General features: G+C 55.7%; 12 protein-coding genes. 6 read left to right on the top strand and 6 right to left on the bottom strand.

Annotated features, from left to right (window positions below; all coding sequences use genetic code 11):
- Positions 1 to 54 precede the first annotated feature (54 nt).
- Positions 55 to 972, bottom strand: a complete 918-nt coding sequence (locus DFO58_RS13145) for an LLM class flavin-dependent oxidoreductase (RefSeq protein ID WP_120991307.1) — start codon at positions 970 to 972, stop codon at positions 55 to 57.
- Positions 973 to 1,241: 269 nt separating this feature from the next.
- Between DFO58_RS13145 and DFO58_RS13140 the strand changes: the two genes are divergently transcribed.
- Positions 1,242 to 2,927 carry a formate--tetrahydrofolate ligase gene (locus DFO58_RS13140; RefSeq protein WP_120991305.1) on the top strand — a complete coding sequence of 562 codons (1,686 nt, stop codon included), beginning with the start codon at positions 1,242 to 1,244 and terminating at the stop codon, positions 2,925 to 2,927.
- Between the two features lie 617 nt (positions 2,928 to 3,544).
- Here the strand turns inward: DFO58_RS13140 and DFO58_RS18800 are convergent.
- From DFO58_RS18800 to DFO58_RS13125, 3 genes are all read right to left on the bottom strand, one after another.
- Positions 3,545 to 4,408, bottom strand: coding sequence for an FHA domain-containing protein (locus tag DFO58_RS18800; RefSeq protein ID WP_286163596.1), 864 nt, complete (start codon positions 4,406 to 4,408; stop codon positions 3,545 to 3,547).
- Between the two features lie 12 nt (positions 4,409 to 4,420).
- Positions 4,421 to 4,678, bottom strand: coding sequence for a hypothetical protein (locus DFO58_RS13130; RefSeq protein WP_047120321.1), 258 nt, complete (start codon positions 4,676 to 4,678; stop codon positions 4,421 to 4,423).
- 1,540 nt (positions 4,679 to 6,218) lie between these two features.
- Positions 6,219 to 7,295 (bottom strand): M14 family zinc carboxypeptidase, encoded by a 1,077-nt coding sequence (locus DFO58_RS13125; RefSeq protein WP_120991303.1) that lies wholly within the window; start codon positions 7,293 to 7,295, stop codon positions 6,219 to 6,221.
- 232 nt (positions 7,296 to 7,527) lie between these two features.
- Here DFO58_RS13125 and DFO58_RS13120 point away from each other — a divergent pair, with 232 nt between their 5' ends.
- The 4 genes from DFO58_RS13120 to DFO58_RS13105 all read left to right on the top strand — a co-directional run bounded on the left by DFO58_RS13120 (position 7,528) and on the right by DFO58_RS13105 (position 11,701).
- Positions 7,528 to 8,604, top strand: a complete 1,077-nt coding sequence (locus DFO58_RS13120) for a nucleoside hydrolase (RefSeq protein ID WP_286163595.1) — start codon at positions 7,528 to 7,530, stop codon at positions 8,602 to 8,604.
- Between the two features lie 133 nt (positions 8,605 to 8,737).
- Positions 8,738 to 9,550, top strand: a complete 813-nt coding sequence (locus DFO58_RS13115; protein ID WP_120991301.1) for an ECF transporter S component — start codon at positions 8,738 to 8,740, stop codon at positions 9,548 to 9,550.
- A gap of 4 nt (positions 9,551 to 9,554) precedes the next feature.
- Complete coding sequence (locus DFO58_RS13110; RefSeq protein WP_120991410.1) at positions 9,555 to 10,286, top strand: energy-coupling factor transporter transmembrane component T; 732 nt, start codon at positions 9,555 to 9,557, stop codon at positions 10,284 to 10,286.
- Positions 10,283 to 11,701, top strand: coding sequence for an ABC transporter ATP-binding protein (locus DFO58_RS13105; protein ID WP_120991299.1), 1,419 nt, complete (start codon positions 10,283 to 10,285; stop codon positions 11,699 to 11,701). The genes DFO58_RS13110 and DFO58_RS13105 overlap by 4 nt, the downstream gene beginning before the upstream one ends.
- 105 nt (positions 11,702 to 11,806) lie before the next feature.
- On the opposite strand, the gene DFO58_RS13100 is transcribed toward DFO58_RS13105, so the two are convergent.
- A complete protein-coding gene (locus DFO58_RS13100) occupies positions 11,807 to 13,030 on the bottom strand; it encodes an MFS transporter (RefSeq protein ID WP_120991297.1) in 1,224 nt (407 codons plus the stop codon).
- Between the two features lie 38 nt (positions 13,031 to 13,068).
- Here DFO58_RS13100 and DFO58_RS18280 point away from each other — a divergent pair, with 38 nt between their 5' ends.
- Positions 13,069 to 16,422 carry a Zn-binding domain-containing protein gene (locus tag DFO58_RS18280; protein ID WP_183043199.1) on the top strand — a complete coding sequence of 1,118 codons (3,354 nt, stop codon included), beginning with the start codon at positions 13,069 to 13,071 and terminating at the stop codon, positions 16,420 to 16,422.
- Positions 16,423 to 16,581: 159 nt separating this feature from the next.
- On the opposite strand, the gene DFO58_RS13085 is transcribed toward DFO58_RS18280, so the two are convergent.
- Positions 16,582 to 17,526, bottom strand: coding sequence for an HNH endonuclease (locus tag DFO58_RS13085; protein WP_120991293.1), 945 nt, complete (start codon positions 17,524 to 17,526; stop codon positions 16,582 to 16,584).
- Positions 17,527 to 17,720 lie beyond the last annotated feature (194 nt).

The following is a 17,720-nucleotide window of genomic DNA, read 5'->3' as shown; positions in this document are numbered from 1 at the left end:
ACCGCTAGGGGGAAGAACATCCTTCCATCCAGCGGATGCTCGATGCAAGGCGTTTCAGTCGATCAGGCGGTCTGCCAACAGCCGGTAGGCGTTCAGCCGATCTTTCGGGTCGCTGACGAGCGTGTTGAGCATCAGTTCGTCGGCCCCATGGGTTTCGGCTAAAGCCAGAAGCTGGGCGCAAACCTTGTCCGGGGGGCCGACAATCAGTGCTTGGCTGCGTTCCTTGGCCCGGGCTTGTTCCGGGGCGCTCCACTGGTAGCCCGCCGCGCTGGCGGCCGAAGGGATCGGCCCATCGTGCCCGAAATCCTTGCGCACGCGCCAGAGCAGCAGGGCCTCGGCCAGTTCCTGGGCCCGTTCCTCGGTTTCAGCCGTGACGAAACGGACTGCCAGGACGGTGTGGGCCGCGTGGCCGGATTGCGCGGCTGCTCCCTGGTAGGCGCGGGTCGCAACCTCCCCGCCGGTAGGGCGCAGGAAATGGCCATGGACGTATCCGGCGCCCAGCGTGCCGGGCAGCGGCGCGGAGGAGCCGCCGGCTCCCAGTACCCACACGCCTCCAACAGGTTCACTGTCCGGCTGCGGGTGGTTCGTGCCGAATTCCTGCACCAGCGCAGCGATCTTTGCGGCATAGTTCGGGTCGGACAACGCCGCGCGACCCAATCCGGTGTCAACCCGGTTCGGATGCACTGCCGAGAGCAGTCCCATCGTTTCGGCGACCTTTTGGGCCGGGTAATACGGTAGGAGGATCGCACCTGTACCGACCCGGACCCTGCTGGTGCGTTCAAGTGCCAGAGCAGTCATCATTTCCGGTGCGGCGCTGGCGAATGAGAGGGAATTGTGGTGCTCCGCAAACCAGATGCGGTGGTATCCCAGCGCATCTGCATCTTGGGCCAGAGCTAGGCCGCTGGCCAGCGCGGCAGGGCGGTCAGGGGCATGCTCGGTGAGTGGAACTTGATCAAGGATTGAAAGTCTCATGCCGCGCTCTATGTCCTGCCAATTTCTTCGTTGTGTTCGACAGCCGCAAGATGGTTCATTGCACGGCCGCCCGGTCCGTGGATGAGCATACCTGTGCATCCCGGTTGGCACCGCATCCACGGCATAGACACGACAGTCAGGCACCCGCCACCATGCCATGACAGCACCTGCAGCCCCAGTGATGATAGCTTGAAGATTAATCAAGGATATCCAAGGAACTTGGCCTTCCTCAGCTGCCGGACTATTGGAAGACAGACAGGCTGGACACGATGTCAGAGACGACAGAAATCGATATGAGCGATCTTGCCATCGCCTCACGTGCGGTGCTCAAGCCAATTGCGCAGATTGCCGAAGCCGCAGGGATCCCGGAAGAAGCTGTCGAGTCCTACGGCAGGTACAAGGCCAAGATCGACCCATCCCAAATTCCTGCACGCAATGCCGCGCTCGGCAAAGTGGTCCTGGTCAGCGGAATCTCCCCGACCCCGGCCGGCGAGGGAAAGTCCACCGTGGTGGTGGGACTTGGCGACGCCTTGTCCTTAGCAGGAGCCAAGACGCTTATTGCGTTGCGCGAGCCATCGCTGGGCCCGATCTTCGGCATGAAGGGCGGTGCCACCGGTGGCGGGTATTCGCAGGTGCTGCCGATGGACGAGATCAATATGCACTTCACCGGCGACTTCCATGCGATCACCAGCGCGAATAACCTGCTGATGGCGTTGATCGACAACCACCTGCACCGCGGCAACGCCATGGGAATCGACCCGCGGCGGATCACCTTCAAGCGCGTCATCGACATGAACGACCGTGCCCTGCGCAATATCGTGATCGGACTGGGCGGCCCGACCGAGGGCGTGCCGCGCGAAGCTGGATTCGAGATCACCGTGGCCTCGGAGGTCATGGCGGTGTTCTGCCTGGCCACCGGGCTGGAAGATCTGCGCGACCGGCTGGGACGCATGACCATCGGGTACACCTATGACAAGAAGCCAGTCACCGTTGACGACCTGGGCGCGGCCGGGGCCATGACCATGCTGCTCAAGGACGCCATCAAGCCCAACCTGGTCCAGACCATCGGCGGCACCCCGGCATTCATCCACGGCGGGCCGTTCGCCAACATTGCCCACGGCTGCAATTCGGCCATCGCCACCAACACCGCACGCTCGCTTGCTGATGTCGTGGTCACCGAAGCGGGCTTCGGCGCGGACCTGGGCGCGGAGAAATTCATGGACATCAAGGCACGTTATGCCGGCTGCGACCCTTCCGCCGTGGTCATCGTTGCCACCATCCGTGCCTTGAAAATGCACGGAGGAGTAGCCAAGGACCAGCTCAAGGGCGAGAACGTGCAAGCGGTACACGACGGCATGGTGAATCTGGCCCGGCATGCTTCCAACGTCAGGAAATTCGGGATCCATCCGGTCATCGCCGTCAACAAGTTCGCCACGGACACAGCGGACGAGCTGGCCGTGGTCACGGAATGGGCCGCGGAAAACAACATTGAGTGCGCCGTCGCGGACGTCTGGGGGCAGGGCGGCGCCGGAGCCGGAGACCTGGCAGCAGCGGTGCTGCGGGCCATCGACACGCCGAGCGACTTTGCCCCGCTGTACGAGTTGGAGAAACCGGTAGAGGAGAAGATCCTCACCGTGGTGAAGGAAATCTACGGCGGGGCGGAAGTGGACTACACTCCAGCTGCGAAGCGAGTGCTGGAACAGATCCATGAAAACGGCTGGGACAACCTGCCGGTGTGCATGGCCAAGACGCAGTATTCCTTCTCGGATGACCCCACGTTGCTGGGTGCGCCCGAGGGCTTCACGCTGCTGGTTCGCGCCCTCATTCCGAAGACCGGCGCCGGGTTCATCGTGGCGATCACCGGTGCCATCATGACCATGCCGGGGCTGCCCAAGGTGCCTGCTGCCATGCACATGGACGTGGACGAGAACGGAAACGCGGTCGGCCTGTCCTAAACCGGTGCTGGCAAAGCCCACCCTGTGCAAGGGTGACCACCATCCTGCACCAGCTAGCTGTGCCGGTGAAAGACCTTATAGCCTGTTGCTCGCAGCGCGGAGCGTGAATAACAAGGGTGGCCGATGACCGTCTGCTGTGCCCATCATTGTGGATTGCATGCTTGGTCGAGTGCTGGAGGCTAGGTGACTTCGCGGGGAGACCAAGTCTCCGCTAGGCAGCGCCAGTCATCAACCCATTAGCTACCTGACGGCTCGGCCCTGACTTAGCCTTCCGAAACATCCACTTCAGCACCTCGGTATTCGTGGGGAGCCGTTCATTGAAGATTCCTTGACCCGTGCTTCTGTTACCGCCACGAGCTGGCTAACACGGAGAGATTCGAACGCCATTCTCATCGTTTCCGTTTGCGGATTCCTGGCCCGGCGTGCAGGCATCCAACGCTTCATGGATGGATCACATCTCTGAAGCACCGCGGCGGCGCGTCTGTGCGGGCCGCCGCGGTTTCCACCCGAGCATTCAAAATTCAGCGGGTTGGCCGAAGACTGGTCTACGGGCCGTTCGGATTCCCGCACACCACGCAGAATCTGCGGCAGCCTGCGACGGACTAATCGGTGACGGACTAATCGGTGGAGTCGCGCTCGATAATGCCGGTCCGCGGATTCACCTGAGGCCTCTGGTAGGCCAGTTCTCCGCCATTTCGCCCGCCATAAGGCCGGCCGTGGTCGGCGTACTCTTCCCGATAGAAGACCAGCCGCCAGCCTCCAAGCTCGATTCTCGCCCCGCTTCGCAGAACGTACTCCTGCCCAGCATTCAACCCTGCGCTTCCCCCAACCCTATGGACTGCTTGGAGGACGTATTCGTCGAGGTCGTCCCTGACGATTCGTGCATGGACAGGTTCCAGGCCTTCTAATATCAGTCCGCTATCCTGGGCACTGCCAATGACCACGACGTCGTCAACGAGGTTGAGCACCTTCGGCGCTTTCCCATCCCATGACTCGCTGTCCTTGACGAAGATGAGCCTCGGCCTGCCGCCACGATCGGCATAATGTGTGGTGGTAGGCCGCATGCGCTGGTTCCTGTGGAAGGTGGGGAACAACGGAAATAGGGTGCTCGGAATGCCCAGACTTCCATTCCTTCGATCCTTCTGCAGCAGCCCTTTGACGTTTTTCAAAGAACCAATCCGCACGGCGTTCGATCTCATCGCGAGGCGACCGGTCAAATTGGGTTTGACGTCACCGAGCGTGACGATATTCCCCTTCGGCCCATCAATCACAATCTGGATTCCAGAGCTCTTGAGGCGATGCGCAAGCTGGTCTAGGGCAGGACGGCTGGCACCTCTAGAGACTCGGAATATTGAGTCTGAATCGGCTTTGATATGGATGATCCGGCCTTCGGCCGTGACAGTTCCATGTACTTGTTCCGAGTCATTAGTGCCCTCGAGTGGCTGGTCGACCGTGAAATTCAGGTCAATGTCGAAGCGCATCAGGCTACCCGTTCACTCTCGGTACTGATCTGAACCCAGTGAGTGGTCATCGCTCGTAGTGACCCTCAGGGTGCCGTTGAACTTCCATGTAGCCCTGGGTGCATCTGGACCGATGTCTCTCGGTACTTCAACCATCATGTCCACAAGTGTGTAGTTCACAGCTGCACCACGCCCGGTCAGGTAGGACCACAATTGTTGGCCGAGATCAGACCAATCGGCAATTTGCAGATCCTCCACTGGCAAATCTTTATTCGTATTAAAATTGTCCACTCTACCCACATTCCTCTGCTATCGAGAATGATCATAAAAACTGGATGAAGCTGCGGGATGCAGGCTCAGTGTGAAATAGATTACCCGCTACTTGCGCTCAGGTAAATGATTAATCCAAATTTCAAAGTTGCCAATCTTGCGGGTGATTTTATCGGATGTTGTTCGAGGTCACGCACCTTAGGCTTTGATGTATATTCACAAGTCAAGTTCGGAGTTTTCATGGCTTTGCGTTTTGTCGTCATGTGGGCAGGTAAGGGTGGTGGATGCTTAGTGGAGCGGGGATCCGGTGGTTCTTGAAAAATTATCTAGAAAAGGGAGATTCACGAATTTAGGCGTTTCGTATAACTGAATTCTCGATAATTTAAATATTCTGAATAAGACTATTCGGTTACGAATTCTGAGACGCAAGGATGGTCAACGCGCTTCATGCGAGGATTGGCCGCGATTCTTTGCAAGCCGAGTTATCCTCCATTCCGTAGAACTTACTTACCAGCGAGGCACCGCAACCAAAACACCGTCGGCAAAGTTGCTGTGGGGAGGAAGTATCGGTTGTGGTCGCACCGAAATTTAATAACTAGGGACCGTCGAGGGCCTAGCCATTGTGATGCCTGGCGTGCATACACTGACCGTTGAAACCCGCGTACATGAGCAACCGCAAAACCGTCGACGTCAAGTATCAAGTGTCGGGACTGCGTCTCGGCTCAGGGATCGCTTTGGATCGGTGTCTGGACGTCGTGCTGCTGGAATGTGAGTGAGGGCCGTCTGCAGTTCTTGCAGATCGTCAATAGCGCCAGGAATGGGGCGACTGTTTTCACGAGTGCAGGCGAGCGAAGTCACCGTCGTGAGTTGATCTTGCTTGGTGGCGTCAAGGGACATACCGCCGTAGCCAGGTCCTCCGACGAACGCGCCGCAATAGAACGTTGACACTTCGATGGAAAATTTAAGTCGAGAGTTCTAATCATTGGGCCGGGCTGGCACCTTTGGTCTGGCTTTATCTGGGGTACATGCCGGCGAACGGCGGATTTCTCTTCAACTAGTCAATGACCAAGACACGACCAATCAACGGGAATCCGAAGGTGATCCACCATGTTGAGTTCCGTCTGCCGGTGAGTGTAGAAATGCCGCCCAGCAACACGGGGGCTGTGAAGTTGCCGATGTTGAAGACCTGTTGGATCAATCCCATGGAGCAAGGGGGTGTTCCATGGAGTAACGAGGGCCCCGTCCGTATGTCATTGAACGAGAAATCTCTAGTTGAGCCATAAGAGCAATGATTCTGGGAACCGATGTAAGTGCCGACGATTGTGCACATCCGACATAAGTGGCAAAGGCGCTGGATTATGAACGGCAACGATTGCACGTATACATCGAGTGCTACGTAGGCGGGCACGGAATGACCGAGTGCTCTTTCACCTTTCATGTAACGATCAGTTGGGGTATTGAGTAATTCACCCGGACGAATTCGCGCAAATAAGGGACGGCGGTGACAAATCGGCAAATACCGATGCGCCACCGCCTGATGCCTGACGATACGGGTTAAGATTTATTCATCATTTGCCTTGCCAGGCAGATATTCCTGTTCAGGCAGGGAATCCCAAAATGACGTGTCGGCGGTATCCACCGAGCCATCGGAGATTGCTTTAATGACGCTTTCCAATGTCAGGATGGTTTGCTGGCGGAGATAGCCATTGGATTTCTGTCCTAGGACGGATCCCGGATTAAAGTGATCGCTCATTCCCCGCATTTCAAAGAGCAGGGTTGAGATATCGTACTCAGCAGCGATTCCGTTGCGGGCGATGGTGTTGGCTGTTCCGCCGACGTACTTACCCAAATGGCCCCATCCGGTGGCATCAACATTCTGGTAGACAATGGAGCCCAAACGTTTGGACCCTTCTAGTACCTCCGGCTTCACGTCCGGAGTGGTGGGGTAGAGGATCGACCCGGAAACCAGTTTTCCATCCACTGCCGAGCGAGTGCCCTGGTGATGCAAATCGATCATGTAGTCGATGTCGTAGGTCGAGAGTACGTTGTTGTGTAGGGCATTGATCTCAGGCTGGGTCTTCGCAACGTGGTCGCGGTTGATATCGATATTGTTCGCATTGTAGCGAGTCAAATGACGGCCGCCTGAGGCGATGTAATCGCTGAGATCAAAATTCACGTCACCCATGGCTCCGTCGGGATTGAGCATCGGAACGATGAGGATGTTAATGTTCTTCAGCGTGTTCTTCATCCGACCGGTGCCCAAATGCTTGATGACTTCCAAAGCACCTTCCGTGGTCAGCTGCTCGTTGCCGTGCTGCTGAGTCAGGAACAAAACGGTCGGATTGGCAGGATTGGAGAGGTATTTGGCTACGAACAAATCGCGGCCCTTGACCGATTGGCCGATTACCTCCAACTCCAGGGCCGGTTGTTTGGCATCCTGTTTGCGGAGCTCCGCCACCATCGAGTCATAGGTGTGCAGAATGGAGGTATTGATGGTTTCGTTGCCACCATAGTCCGGTCCGTTGCCTGTGGCTGATGCAGGCGTACCTGAGACTCCGACCAGCAATGCTGCTACTGCGGCACCGCAGGTGAGCTTTTTGAGCAGGGGGTTGGTTGAGCCTGTGTGCTTTGTAGTCATGAAATCGCTTTCTGATTATGGCGCTGCAGGTCCCCATCGCATACGTGATGTAGATCACTCAATCATGACTCCGTGATTGTGGCAACCAATGTCGCGTATGTTTCACGAATCATTCGTCTCTAGAACCCCAGGTGAGGGGCCGCAAGACCTCCTTCTAGCTGCAGAAACCTGACGGCTCGGGGCGCTATTGACTGTTGAACAGATATAGGACCGAAGCGCTCAAACATGACGTATGGTGACTCTGATGCAAAATAGGACTCAAGATCAAAAACAGATCCGCCTGTTAATCGACAATGACACAGGAATCGATGATGCGTTGGCGCTGGCGTACCTTTGCGCCTGTGACCACGTGGACATTGTTACGGTCACCAGCACCCCGGGCAATGTGAACGCTGAGCAAGTAGCTACCAACAACCGCGCACTGCTGACCCTCTGTGGCAAACCGGAAGTGCCGGTGCTGATCGGCGCGCGGAAGCCTTTGGAAATTCCACTAGTCACCACGGAGGAGACCCATGGGCTCCAGGGCGTCGGTTATGCGACGTTGCCAGACGCCGGAGTGAGGGAGGGCGAAGACCGAGACGCTGTGGACTTCTGGATCGACGCTGCCCAGGCGAACCCTGGCGAACTCACGGTGCTGTTGTGCGCACCATTGACCAATTTCGCCTTGGCGCTGCGTCGAGAACCTCGTTTGCCATGGTTGCTACGCAAGGTCGTGATCATGGGTGGGGCGTTCTACTACCAAGGAAATACAACCCCAACCGCGGAATGGAATACGCATGTGGACCCGCATGCCGCGAAGGAAGTCTTTGCAGCCTACACCGCGGCCGCGGAGGCGGGGCTTCCCGAAGGACAGCTGCCGATTGTGTGTGCATTGGAAACAACCGAGCGATTTGAGATGCGACCGGGATTCGTCAACGACCTGGCCTTGAGCGCCGAGCTTGACGAAGAACATGTTCGGGAAACAGATCCAGAGGGTACCCGGAGTAAAGCGGAAAACCCGTTGCTCCGGTATGTCTCCGATGCTTTGCGATTCTATTTTGAGTTCCATAGAAACTACGACCAAGGCTACATCGCCCACGTTCACGATTACTTCGCAGCAGGTGTTGCCGCAGGTACGTTGGAGTATCAAACTAAGCTTGCGACGGTGGATGTGGAAACCGAGTCCACGTTACTTTTTGGAACAACGGTCGCTGACTTCCGCGGACTGTGGGGAAAACCTGCAAACGCGAAGGTGATCACGGAAAATAATCCGGCACGGGGGTTCGACGAGTTGCGCGAGAAGCTGGCTGCATTGGCCGGCCGAATGTAAAGAGAATCTTCGAGAAGACACTTCGTGAGCTAAACTCATGAACCGGGCCAAGGTGACATAGGTCCGGTAATCGGGCGTCCAGCAGTATCTGCGGGACGCGATCCATGCACTGCATCTGAGGATTCTCTTCACCATGTCACCCAATTTGCTCCTTGCCGACGATTCGACCGGCAGCAGGCTCCGTCGTAACCTCTTGGCTATTGCAGGCACGCTCCTGCTCACTACGACCTACACAGTCCTCGTGATTACCCAACCGACAGATCTCACCGGGGGGCTGGGCCAGGGCGTGGCCCTGGCAACGTTCGCCGCGTACCTGCTTTCTGCCTTGCTGCTCTTGGCGGCTGTCCTACGGGACTTGCCTGTATCGACATTGACTTTGATTCCCGTGGCGCTCGCCTTGAATATCCTCTTGGGGCAGTTTGTCGGCTCGGTGATGGTACCCCTGTATCTGGACTCGATCGGCACTGTGCTGGTCGGATTCCTGGCAGGGCGTCGCGCCGGTGCGGCAACAGGAGTTCTGGGAACCTTGATCTGGTCTCTGTTTGCCCCGACAGTACTTCCGTTCGCGGCAGGAGCGGCACTCATTGGCTTCCTTGCAGGCACGGCAGCTCGTTTCGGTGCTGTTCGACGTGTATATCTGGCTCCTATTGCGGGTCTTGTCTCCGGTGTTCTCGTAGGGGCGATCTCTGCACCTGTGGCGGCATTTGTCTTCGGCGGGACCTCGGGTGTGGGCACCGGTGCAGTTGTGACGGTATTCCGTTCCATGGGCGACTCATTGTTGTCAGCGGTCACCAAGCAAGCATTGCTCTCCGACCCTGGGGACAAGGCAATCGTTTTCCTCATTGCCGCGTTGCTCGTTTATGCCCTTCCCAACAGGATGTCCCAGAGCTATGAGTTCGTGCGTCGCTACCGGGTACTTGGACGGCGGGGCGGAGAACGAGGCTAAGGGTATGACCCGGTTTCAACGGCTTCATCCGTTCACAGTTCTGGCGGTGGCTGTTGCCGTGGTGACCACTACGACAGCTGCTGGGCTCTGGTGGCTTAGCTGCACGGTGATTGCCGGCGCGTTGGTTGTGGCCTGGAGCGTTGGCAAGAGCAAGAAACTTATTGGCCTATCGAGCGCGATCGTACTGCCAACTTTTGCCTCGCAGCTGATGATCCACGGGCTCGCCTCCAACGCGAGCTTCGGGCTGACACAAGCTGGCTTGCAGACAGCCGCAGAACTGGGCCTGCGCACGGCTGTGCTGGTCGTGGTCGGGCTGCTGTGCGCCTTCGTCATTGACCGCCATCAATTGGTCGCGGCGATTGACCTATCGAAAGCACCTGCGCAACTTGGATATCTGGTGGCAGCGACACTCTTTCTGCTTCCCCAACTTGCTGAGCGGCAGCGAGTCATCAACGAAGCACAGATGCTGCGACAGGTGAAGTTTCGTCGTGGGCTACGAGGTTGGTTCCAAAAGGTCCGTCTGCAGGCCGTTCCCCTGGTGCTTTCTTCTTTGGAGGAAACGGCCAATCGGGCACCGCATTTGGCCGCCCGGGGCTTCCCTGCAACCCAGAGGATGACTCGTTTGCGGGAAGTCCCAGACTCCAAGGGGCAACGTTGGATCCGCCATGTTTCAGTGCTTTACGTGTTGCTATTGCCAGCTCTGCTGCTTGTTCCAAGCTGGATGGATTTCGCATGACCAGTGAATTGAGCATTGGAAACTTGAAAACGGGGTTAGGCCTCGACATTGATCTTAAGTACTTCAGGTATGCGCATGCTGAGGTCGACGTTCTCCAAGACATCAAGCTGAACATTAGTCCTGGGACCGTCACAGTTATTAGCGGTGGTTCAGGGTCAGGAAAATCTACGTTAGGTGCAATCCTGGCCGGAATATTGCCTAGAACTGGTTTGGACCAGTTTGAAGGCGCAATAACCGTTGGTGGCAGACGCATTGAATTCTCAGAGGACAAAAGGCCTCGAATCGATCCTTCTGGCTGGGCTCAGCACATTTCGTTCCTGCCGCAGGATGTCAATGACTATCTATCAGGAATCAGGGCAACTGTTGCTGAAGAGATGGCGTTCGCGCTGGAGAATCGTGGAGTGTCACGAGAGGAGATGCTGACCCGTATTCGTGCAGTCGCTGACATGCTGGAAATCAAACATCTGCTCGCGCAGGACCCCGGCAAACTGTCTGGTGGGCAAGCACGAATCGTTGCTTTGGGCGCTCTCATGGTCGATAACCCGCCAGTACTCATCTTGGACGAGCCAATTTCAGGATTGGATAAGAACGCCCGAAAAATGGTGTTATCCGCCATCCAGAAATTGAAATTGCTGGGCAAAGCCATTGCCGTCTTGACCCGGAATCACGTACATGGTGCCGATCGTGCCGATAAAGTCCTCCGACTGGAAAGCCACGAACTTTTATTTTTCGAGCGAAACTCTCTCCCACCTAGTCAAGAACCAAATCTGGACAAAAATTCACTTCAACCCGCTGGGAGAGATCGCTCGCGGGTGCTTCTGGAGTTTGCCGGAACAAACCTCGGCTACGGATTGTCAACACCACCGACCATCAGTGGATTCAACCTCAAGCTTCACGCGGGCGAACGCTTGGGACTCTTAGGACCCAACGGAGTAGGCAAAACGACCATCCTTAAAGCTGCGGTCGGATTGCTTAAACCAACAGCCGGAACAGTGCGCACGAGCGCAAAGCAGGGTCTCCTGCTGCAGAACCCGAATGACCAACTTTTCGAACGAACCGTGTTCAAAGAAGTCGGCTACGGACTTCGATCTGACGCTAAATCTCAACAGCAGGTGGCAGCGGTGCTTGAGAGGCTGGATCTGTGGGACAAAGCAGAAACACACCCATACGAACTGTCCATGTCGGAACGCAAGCTAGTGGCTCTTGCTAGCGTTCTTGTGCATGAACCGGAGATCTTGCTGCTGGATGAACCAACAGAGGGGTTGGACGACAACGGAATAATGGTTCTTCGAGAAATACTCGAAGTATGCACGTCAAAGGGCCATGGCATCTTATTCACGAGCCACGACGATTCGTTCGTCGCTCAGGCAGCTAACCGAACAGTGCAACTGAACGCCAGTGAAAATGCGACATAGATCGGTACAACCCTCTCCGCCCCATTCAATATGAAGTCCGGAATCCTGCAGGAAATCTTCTTGGACGGTCTGGCGAGATCTCTTGAAGTTGCAGGTGAGCATTGCTCAGCCTTGGTGGGAGTTCATCGCCGCGAACGGCGAGTTCCAACGCGAAAGGCCGATGGTTAGAAGGATGCCGACTAGGGCGAAACCGCAGGTGATCCACCATGTCGAGTTCCATCCACCGGTGAGCGTTGCAATGCCGGCTAGCAACATGGGGCCGGTGAAGTTGCCGATGTTGAAGATCTGCTGGATCAGGCCCATGGAGGCCGGTGCGGATCCGCCGGCCGGGGCCAGATCGACGGCTACGCGGGTCATGGTGGTTGGAATGGTTGCCCCGCTGATCGAGAACAAGCCGACGGCGATCATCTGGATCCACAAAAGTTGCGGTGGGTAGTCGAAGACGAATGTCAGTGTTGACGTCACGGCCATCAGGATGAAGCCCGTCAAGAGCATGGTTCTGCCGTTGGCACCCCTGTGTAGCAGCGATCCGCTGATAATGGCGCCCACGGCGTTCAGCCCGCCGACCACTGCTGTGACCAGACCACCGGTAACGGGGGAGATACCGAAGCCTTCGTAGATGGTGGGAAGGAACCCAACGACAGCCATCCACTGCACCGTGTAGCAGCCGAAGATTAGGCCGCTGACCCAGACGCGTCCGGATTTGGCGGTGATGCCGATGCGCCGCGCGGCTTCGCGCATTCCGGAGGCACCCGCTGGGGCATCAGGACCTACGAACTTCAGTACCAGTGGAATGGGTAGCAACGTTATTCCTGCCAAGATCCACCACCAGGTGATCCATGAAATGTGCTGCAGGACCAGCGCTGTGCTGACGACTCCAAGGAACGTTGCCATACCCATGTAGGCTGCCCACCAGCCGACCGCCATGTTCAGGTTCTTCAACGGCGCGTGCAAACGAACCAGTCCTGGACCCATCACAGTTGTCATGATGACGCCGGCGCCTTCGATGATGCGGGTTGCCAGAAGTACGTAGGCGTCCTGGGAAGCTCCGCCGAGGGCTGAGCCGAGGGCGAGCAATAGTAGACCAAGCAGCAGGGTCCGCCGTTGCGAAATGACTTCTGAAAGTAGCGATACTGCGAGACCGCCGATCATGCCTGCTACCTGGACCACACCGAGAAGGGTTCCAGCGACGAGCAGGGAGAAGCCTAGCTGTTCCTGGATAACGGGGAGGGCAGGAGCCAGCTTCCAAATGTGAAGGCCAGCTACCACGCCAGAAGCCACTATGATGATCCATGCTGCATTGGTGCGCTGGTGATCCTGCTTTTCCACCGCGTTGCCCTCATTGCGGACAATCTGATACTCAGTCCGTGGACTTTAAACAGGGCCGTGTCGTATCTCCTCTTCAGGGGCATGCGACTTCTCCAGCCCAGGCAACATCTATCTACCTGCGCCAGTTACCTCGGACGCTAGGGTCGGAGCCCAAGGATTATCGGACCATAGTCTTTACTGATAACCGTGATTCTGCAGCCAGAACTTCAGCGTCCCTTGCGACGCGACAATACGGCGATATCCTGGTCCAGATGTTGAGAAAGGGACTGAAAGAAGCATCGGCGACCAGCATTGTGGACATTCTGGAGCGTAGGGCATCAGATCCGCTGTCGCTGTCACCTCAAGGAGCTGCACAGACTGATCACATCCTCACTTCGAATACAGCCTTATTTATGGCAGTTTTGGCGCGAATGAGTGGGGCGGCTACGCCCGAACAAGTAGCTCTTATTGAATCTGCGGAAGCGGGCATAGAAACGGGGATTAGTTGGTCTGATCTGCGTTCCCGTGTTGAATCGGAAATGGTCCGGATTGGTTTGAGTCCTGCCGGCAGTTCCGCAAGCGCCCAATCTTCGTTCGGTGAACCTTGGTACAAGTTCTACGCGCCACCTTCTGCAGGATTGTGGGAGCAGATGGACCCTTCGTCGACAGTTCGTACCCAAAGCCAATTTAGCAAGATGCTTGACAATGAACTTGCTCGGCAGGTCTTCGACGCCGGACGTCGTGATGTTGAATCCACCCATCTTGCTTGGTTCCCTGTTTCTGTACCTGACGATGAAGCTAGCCCATTAGACGGTCAGATTTCTACGGAAGTACTTTCTAGTTGCGTACGCATACTAGGGCTTTCACGGAATTACGAAGGTCACCGGGCAGCTGATACTGCCACGAGTAAAACACCAGTTGCGATCAAGGGGTACCTGACCAAGGTTGCAGCAAAGCATGGAGTTGATGCTGATGTCCTAGAAGCCTGGGTCTATTCAGTTCTGGAGAGATCCGGTGTGACTTTGGGCTGGGTGCTGAAGCTCAACGGGAATTCAGGGAAAGTACGTTTTGCACTGGCTGGGGACAACGTTTGGGTTTGCAGTAAGTGCGCTTTCCAACATTTACATGGTTCAGCGGGAGTATGTGCGAACAAGGGTTGCGAATCAGTTGAGCTTCTTCTGCAGCCTTTGGACACTAGTGCCCAAGATTACTATGGCTGGTTAGCCGACCAAGAGGTGCGTCGCATCGCAGTAGCCGAGCTAACCGCACAAACAAAACCTGCTTCTGAGCAGCGTCGTCGTCAGCGTTGGTTTAAGGGTGTGCAGCTGCCTGCGCCGGACGAGAATTCGTTAACCTGTGAGCTCGGTGTTCTTAGTGTAACCACCACAATGGAGGTCGGTGTGGACATTGGATCACTTAACGCGACATTGATGGCAAATATGCCGCCTCAACGGTTCAACTATCAGCAGCGCGTTGGCCGTGCTGGCCGCTCCGGCCAGGCGTTCTCATTTACAATTACTTCTTGTCGTGACTCCGCGCATGATGAGTACTACTTCAATCATGCCTATAGGATGACCGGGGACCTGCCGCCTCAACCCTTCTTGGATTTGGGCCGAGTACGAATTGTTCAGCGAATTGTTGCCGCCGAGACGCTGAAACGTGCCTTTGCGTCCTTACCTACCCCACCAGAGTGGGGGCCCGAAAGCCTCCATGGAACCTTCGGTACCATTGACGAATGGGCAACCCGAAAAGCCGGAGTTGCTAAATGGCTGGCGTCGGATAACGATGTCGAGAGTATCGTTCATCGTTTGACTTCGTATACACGTCTCAACGACGACGAAGTCAAATCGGTCATTGAATGGGCCCGTCATGACATCGTCAGCGAAATTGACAAGATTATTGCCCAACCTGACATTTCGGAGAATGAACTTAGCAAGGCACTTGCCTTGGGCGGACTTCTGCCTATGTTTGGATTCCCAACTCGGGTGCGTCAACTGTATGGGGATAAGTCTCCAACTGCCAAGTCTCTGGAATCCAAGACTGTTTCTGATCGCCCATTGAGCATGGCAATTACTAACTATGCTCCTGGTGCAGAAGTAGTTAGAGACAGAATGATCCATGTCGCCGCCGGGTTTGTGAACTACGAACACCGAAATGGGAAAGTGTTCTCGAGCGACCCGTTGGGCAAGGAACAAACCGTATCAAGCTGTCCAGAGTGCTCCACTACCGCCATCGATAAGCCCAACGTGACTGTTTGCCCTAGCTGTAACTCGCAGATGAGAGTCTTTAGCCTCTATGAACCGTTGGGGTTCCGCACCACTTACATGCCAAGGCCGTACCGAATCGATCAGGCTCGTTCTCAGACGAAGAGCCTTCCGTCCTTCGTTTCAACTGGGGATGAACCTCAGGGTGAGCCGGTCGGCGCGGTAGACGTGCGACTTTACGAACAAGGAAAGTTGCTTCAATACAACGACAATCGGGGTCGTCTATTCGAATTGGTTAAGACCGATGACGATGACTCAGTCGTTGCGATTAATTCGGAATTGTACCGACGCGGTTGGAAAGGAAAACCAGAGAACGGCAAGGACCTCGGCAAAAGCGCTATTGGCGAAATCCGCACCACGGATGCCATGACGGTGGATTTCTCGCGTCTTGCCACTAGCGGAGGCTTTGTTCCTACGGCGCCACATGTGGTTCCCGCCGGTGAAGCCGCTTTGTGGTCTATGGCAGAAGTGCTGAGGACTGCAGTTAAGCAACAGCTCGATATTGACCCTCAGGAGATGCAGGCGGGACTGCAGCACAGAATGGCTAACGGTGTTTCGTCAGCTCGTGTGTTCCTTGCAGACTCGCTTGAGAATGGCGCTGGATACGCAGCTCAGATCGCGAAGCCAGACGTCTTCGGTAAGCTCATCAAAGAGACTCGTCAAGCTCTTCAAGAAGAATTTGAGGGGAAGAGCCATCGTGCATGTTCAACTTCGTGCCCTGATTGTCTTCGTTCTTGGGATAATCAGCGGCTTCACGGCGTTCTTGATTGGCGCTTAGCTTTGGACGTATTGGATTTATCTTCGGGGCTTGAGCTGAATCTGTCGCGTTGGTTTGACCGTATTGATGAAGTTCGCTCGATCGCGGAAAGCCTGCACTCCGATATTAGAGTGGAGCGTGTGGGCGAGGACGGCACACCGATGATATTGCTGGACGATGCACGCGTTGGCGTTCTCATCGGCCATCCACTGTGGTTCCGCGATCGTGACAACCCGCTTCAGCAGCAACTGGCAACGGAGCAAGCAGCTGTGGCTCACGTTCCAGAGTATCGGGTGTACCCAAGCGACTTTGTTGAGTTTGGACGAAAGGCCTTGCCAATCTTGCAAGCCGCGGTCAACGGGAAGTCTGTGGCACTCAGGCAGACCGTGTGATGCCCTGACGTCTAAAGGGCCACATCATCTAGAGGCATTTTCCATAGATATCGGCGTAGGGGTGTTTGCAAGGAGCTCGTGGGCTCCTTGCAAACACCCATGCCCATTTCGGGGCTCTGGTTGCCTGGATCATAGCTACTGTCGCTGGGCCTGACGGGATCAGGCAGTCTGCTTCTCGATGAACTCTCTATAGGTGACAGCAAGTAGTTCGCGATCAGGACGTTCTTTCATGGCGCTGGGCAGCATCATCAACTTTTGCTTGTGTCGCTGTTTTAATCCGTGCTCAAGCATCGGGCCATCGATTTCTTCGAGAATATCCTGTCGGATCTCAACTGTGTAGTCAGGCGTGATTCCAAGGATCGAGGTGTCATACGCAGCGTGGTGGATCTTGCATAGAGCGAGACCGTTCGTCACTGAAGGGATTCCATTTTCATGCGAGTCAGGAATGATATGTGCAGCATCAAGTAGCTGCTCATGGCCCAGGTTGCATACGGCACATCGAACGTTGTAGGCGCGTATGACTGATGCTCTGAAAACCGGCTGATGCAAACGCACTTTGGTTTCTCGGACTAGATACTTCTTGACGATTGTGTCCGGCCCGCTCGGAGAAGCTAACTCGGCAAGGGTTAGTCCCTTTTCCGAAGCGATGTCTAATACGAATCGCTGATGTTCGAGTTCTTCACCGACGATATTGACAGGGCAAAGAACATGAAACCGCATCGGCGTACCACCGACACCGATGAACCAGATGATAGGGAGTTTGCGTTCTTGGGCAAGTCGGAGCCCAGCATTCGTATTCTTATAGGGATCATTGCCTTCCCACATGTATCGGGGCAGACCGTCGTTTCCAACCTCATCGGCGTATGGCCGTTCTTCGCCAGGCTTTCTGAAGGAGGTCATGATGCTCAAAGCAGTATCTAGTACTTGTGGCTTTCGGATCCCCTTCATTGGATCTATGAGTTTGAAAGGTTCTCCATCGAAAAAGAAGTCGTTGATTTCTTCGCGGGTCAGTGAGTATTTACCATCATCCGTTCGAACCTTAAGCCACGCGATCGCTTCTTGGCGCAGACGCAAGTCATCAAAATGCGACCATTTACGAACCATTGGACTTAGCTCCCCATCAGACGATATGCCTGAACATTATCAGTTTGAGAAGACAAGGTATGTGAACTCGTGAACCGCCAAGAAGTTAGGTGGCGCTTTAACTGCCAAATAGGTTTAGTCGTTACCACGAGTCGGGTTAGTTGGTATGTAATCTCAGCACTTCGTTCGCAATCGAACTCATGAGATTTCACACC

The organism is Arthrobacter sp. AG1021 (genome assembly GCF_003633665.1).
GTDB lineage: Bacteria > Actinomycetota > Actinomycetes > Actinomycetales > Micrococcaceae > Glutamicibacter > Glutamicibacter soli.
This window is presented reverse-complemented; position numbering and strand designations above follow the sequence as displayed.

Bases quoted from the DNA above. Each gene is read 5' to 3' on its own strand.
- DFO58_RS13120 (WP_286163595.1), top strand. From the start codon at position 7,528: ATGGTGACTCTGATGCAAAATAGGACTCAAGATCAAAAACAGATCCGC.
- DFO58_RS13140 (WP_120991305.1), top strand. From the start codon at position 1,242: ATGTCAGAGACGACAGAAATCGATATGAGCGATCTTGCCATCGCCTCA.
- DFO58_RS13145 (WP_120991307.1), bottom strand. From the start codon at position 972: ATGAGACTTTCAATCCTTGATCAAGTTCCACTCACCGAGCATGCCCCT.
- DFO58_RS13125 (WP_120991303.1), bottom strand. From the start codon at position 7,295: ATGACTACAAAGCACACAGGCTCAACCAACCCCCTGCTCAAAAAGCTC.
- DFO58_RS13115 (WP_120991301.1), top strand. From the start codon at position 8,738: ATGTCACCCAATTTGCTCCTTGCCGACGATTCGACCGGCAGCAGGCTC.
- DFO58_RS13085 (WP_120991293.1), bottom strand. From the start codon at position 17,526: ATGGTTCGTAAATGGTCGCATTTTGATGACTTGCGTCTGCGCCAAGAA.
- DFO58_RS13110 (WP_120991410.1), top strand. From the start codon at position 9,555: ATGACCCGGTTTCAACGGCTTCATCCGTTCACAGTTCTGGCGGTGGCT.
- DFO58_RS18800 (WP_286163596.1), bottom strand. From the start codon at position 4,408: ATGCGCTTCGACATTGACCTGAATTTCACGGTCGACCAGCCACTCGAG.
- DFO58_RS13105 (WP_120991299.1), top strand. From the start codon at position 10,283: ATGACCAGTGAATTGAGCATTGGAAACTTGAAAACGGGGTTAGGCCTC.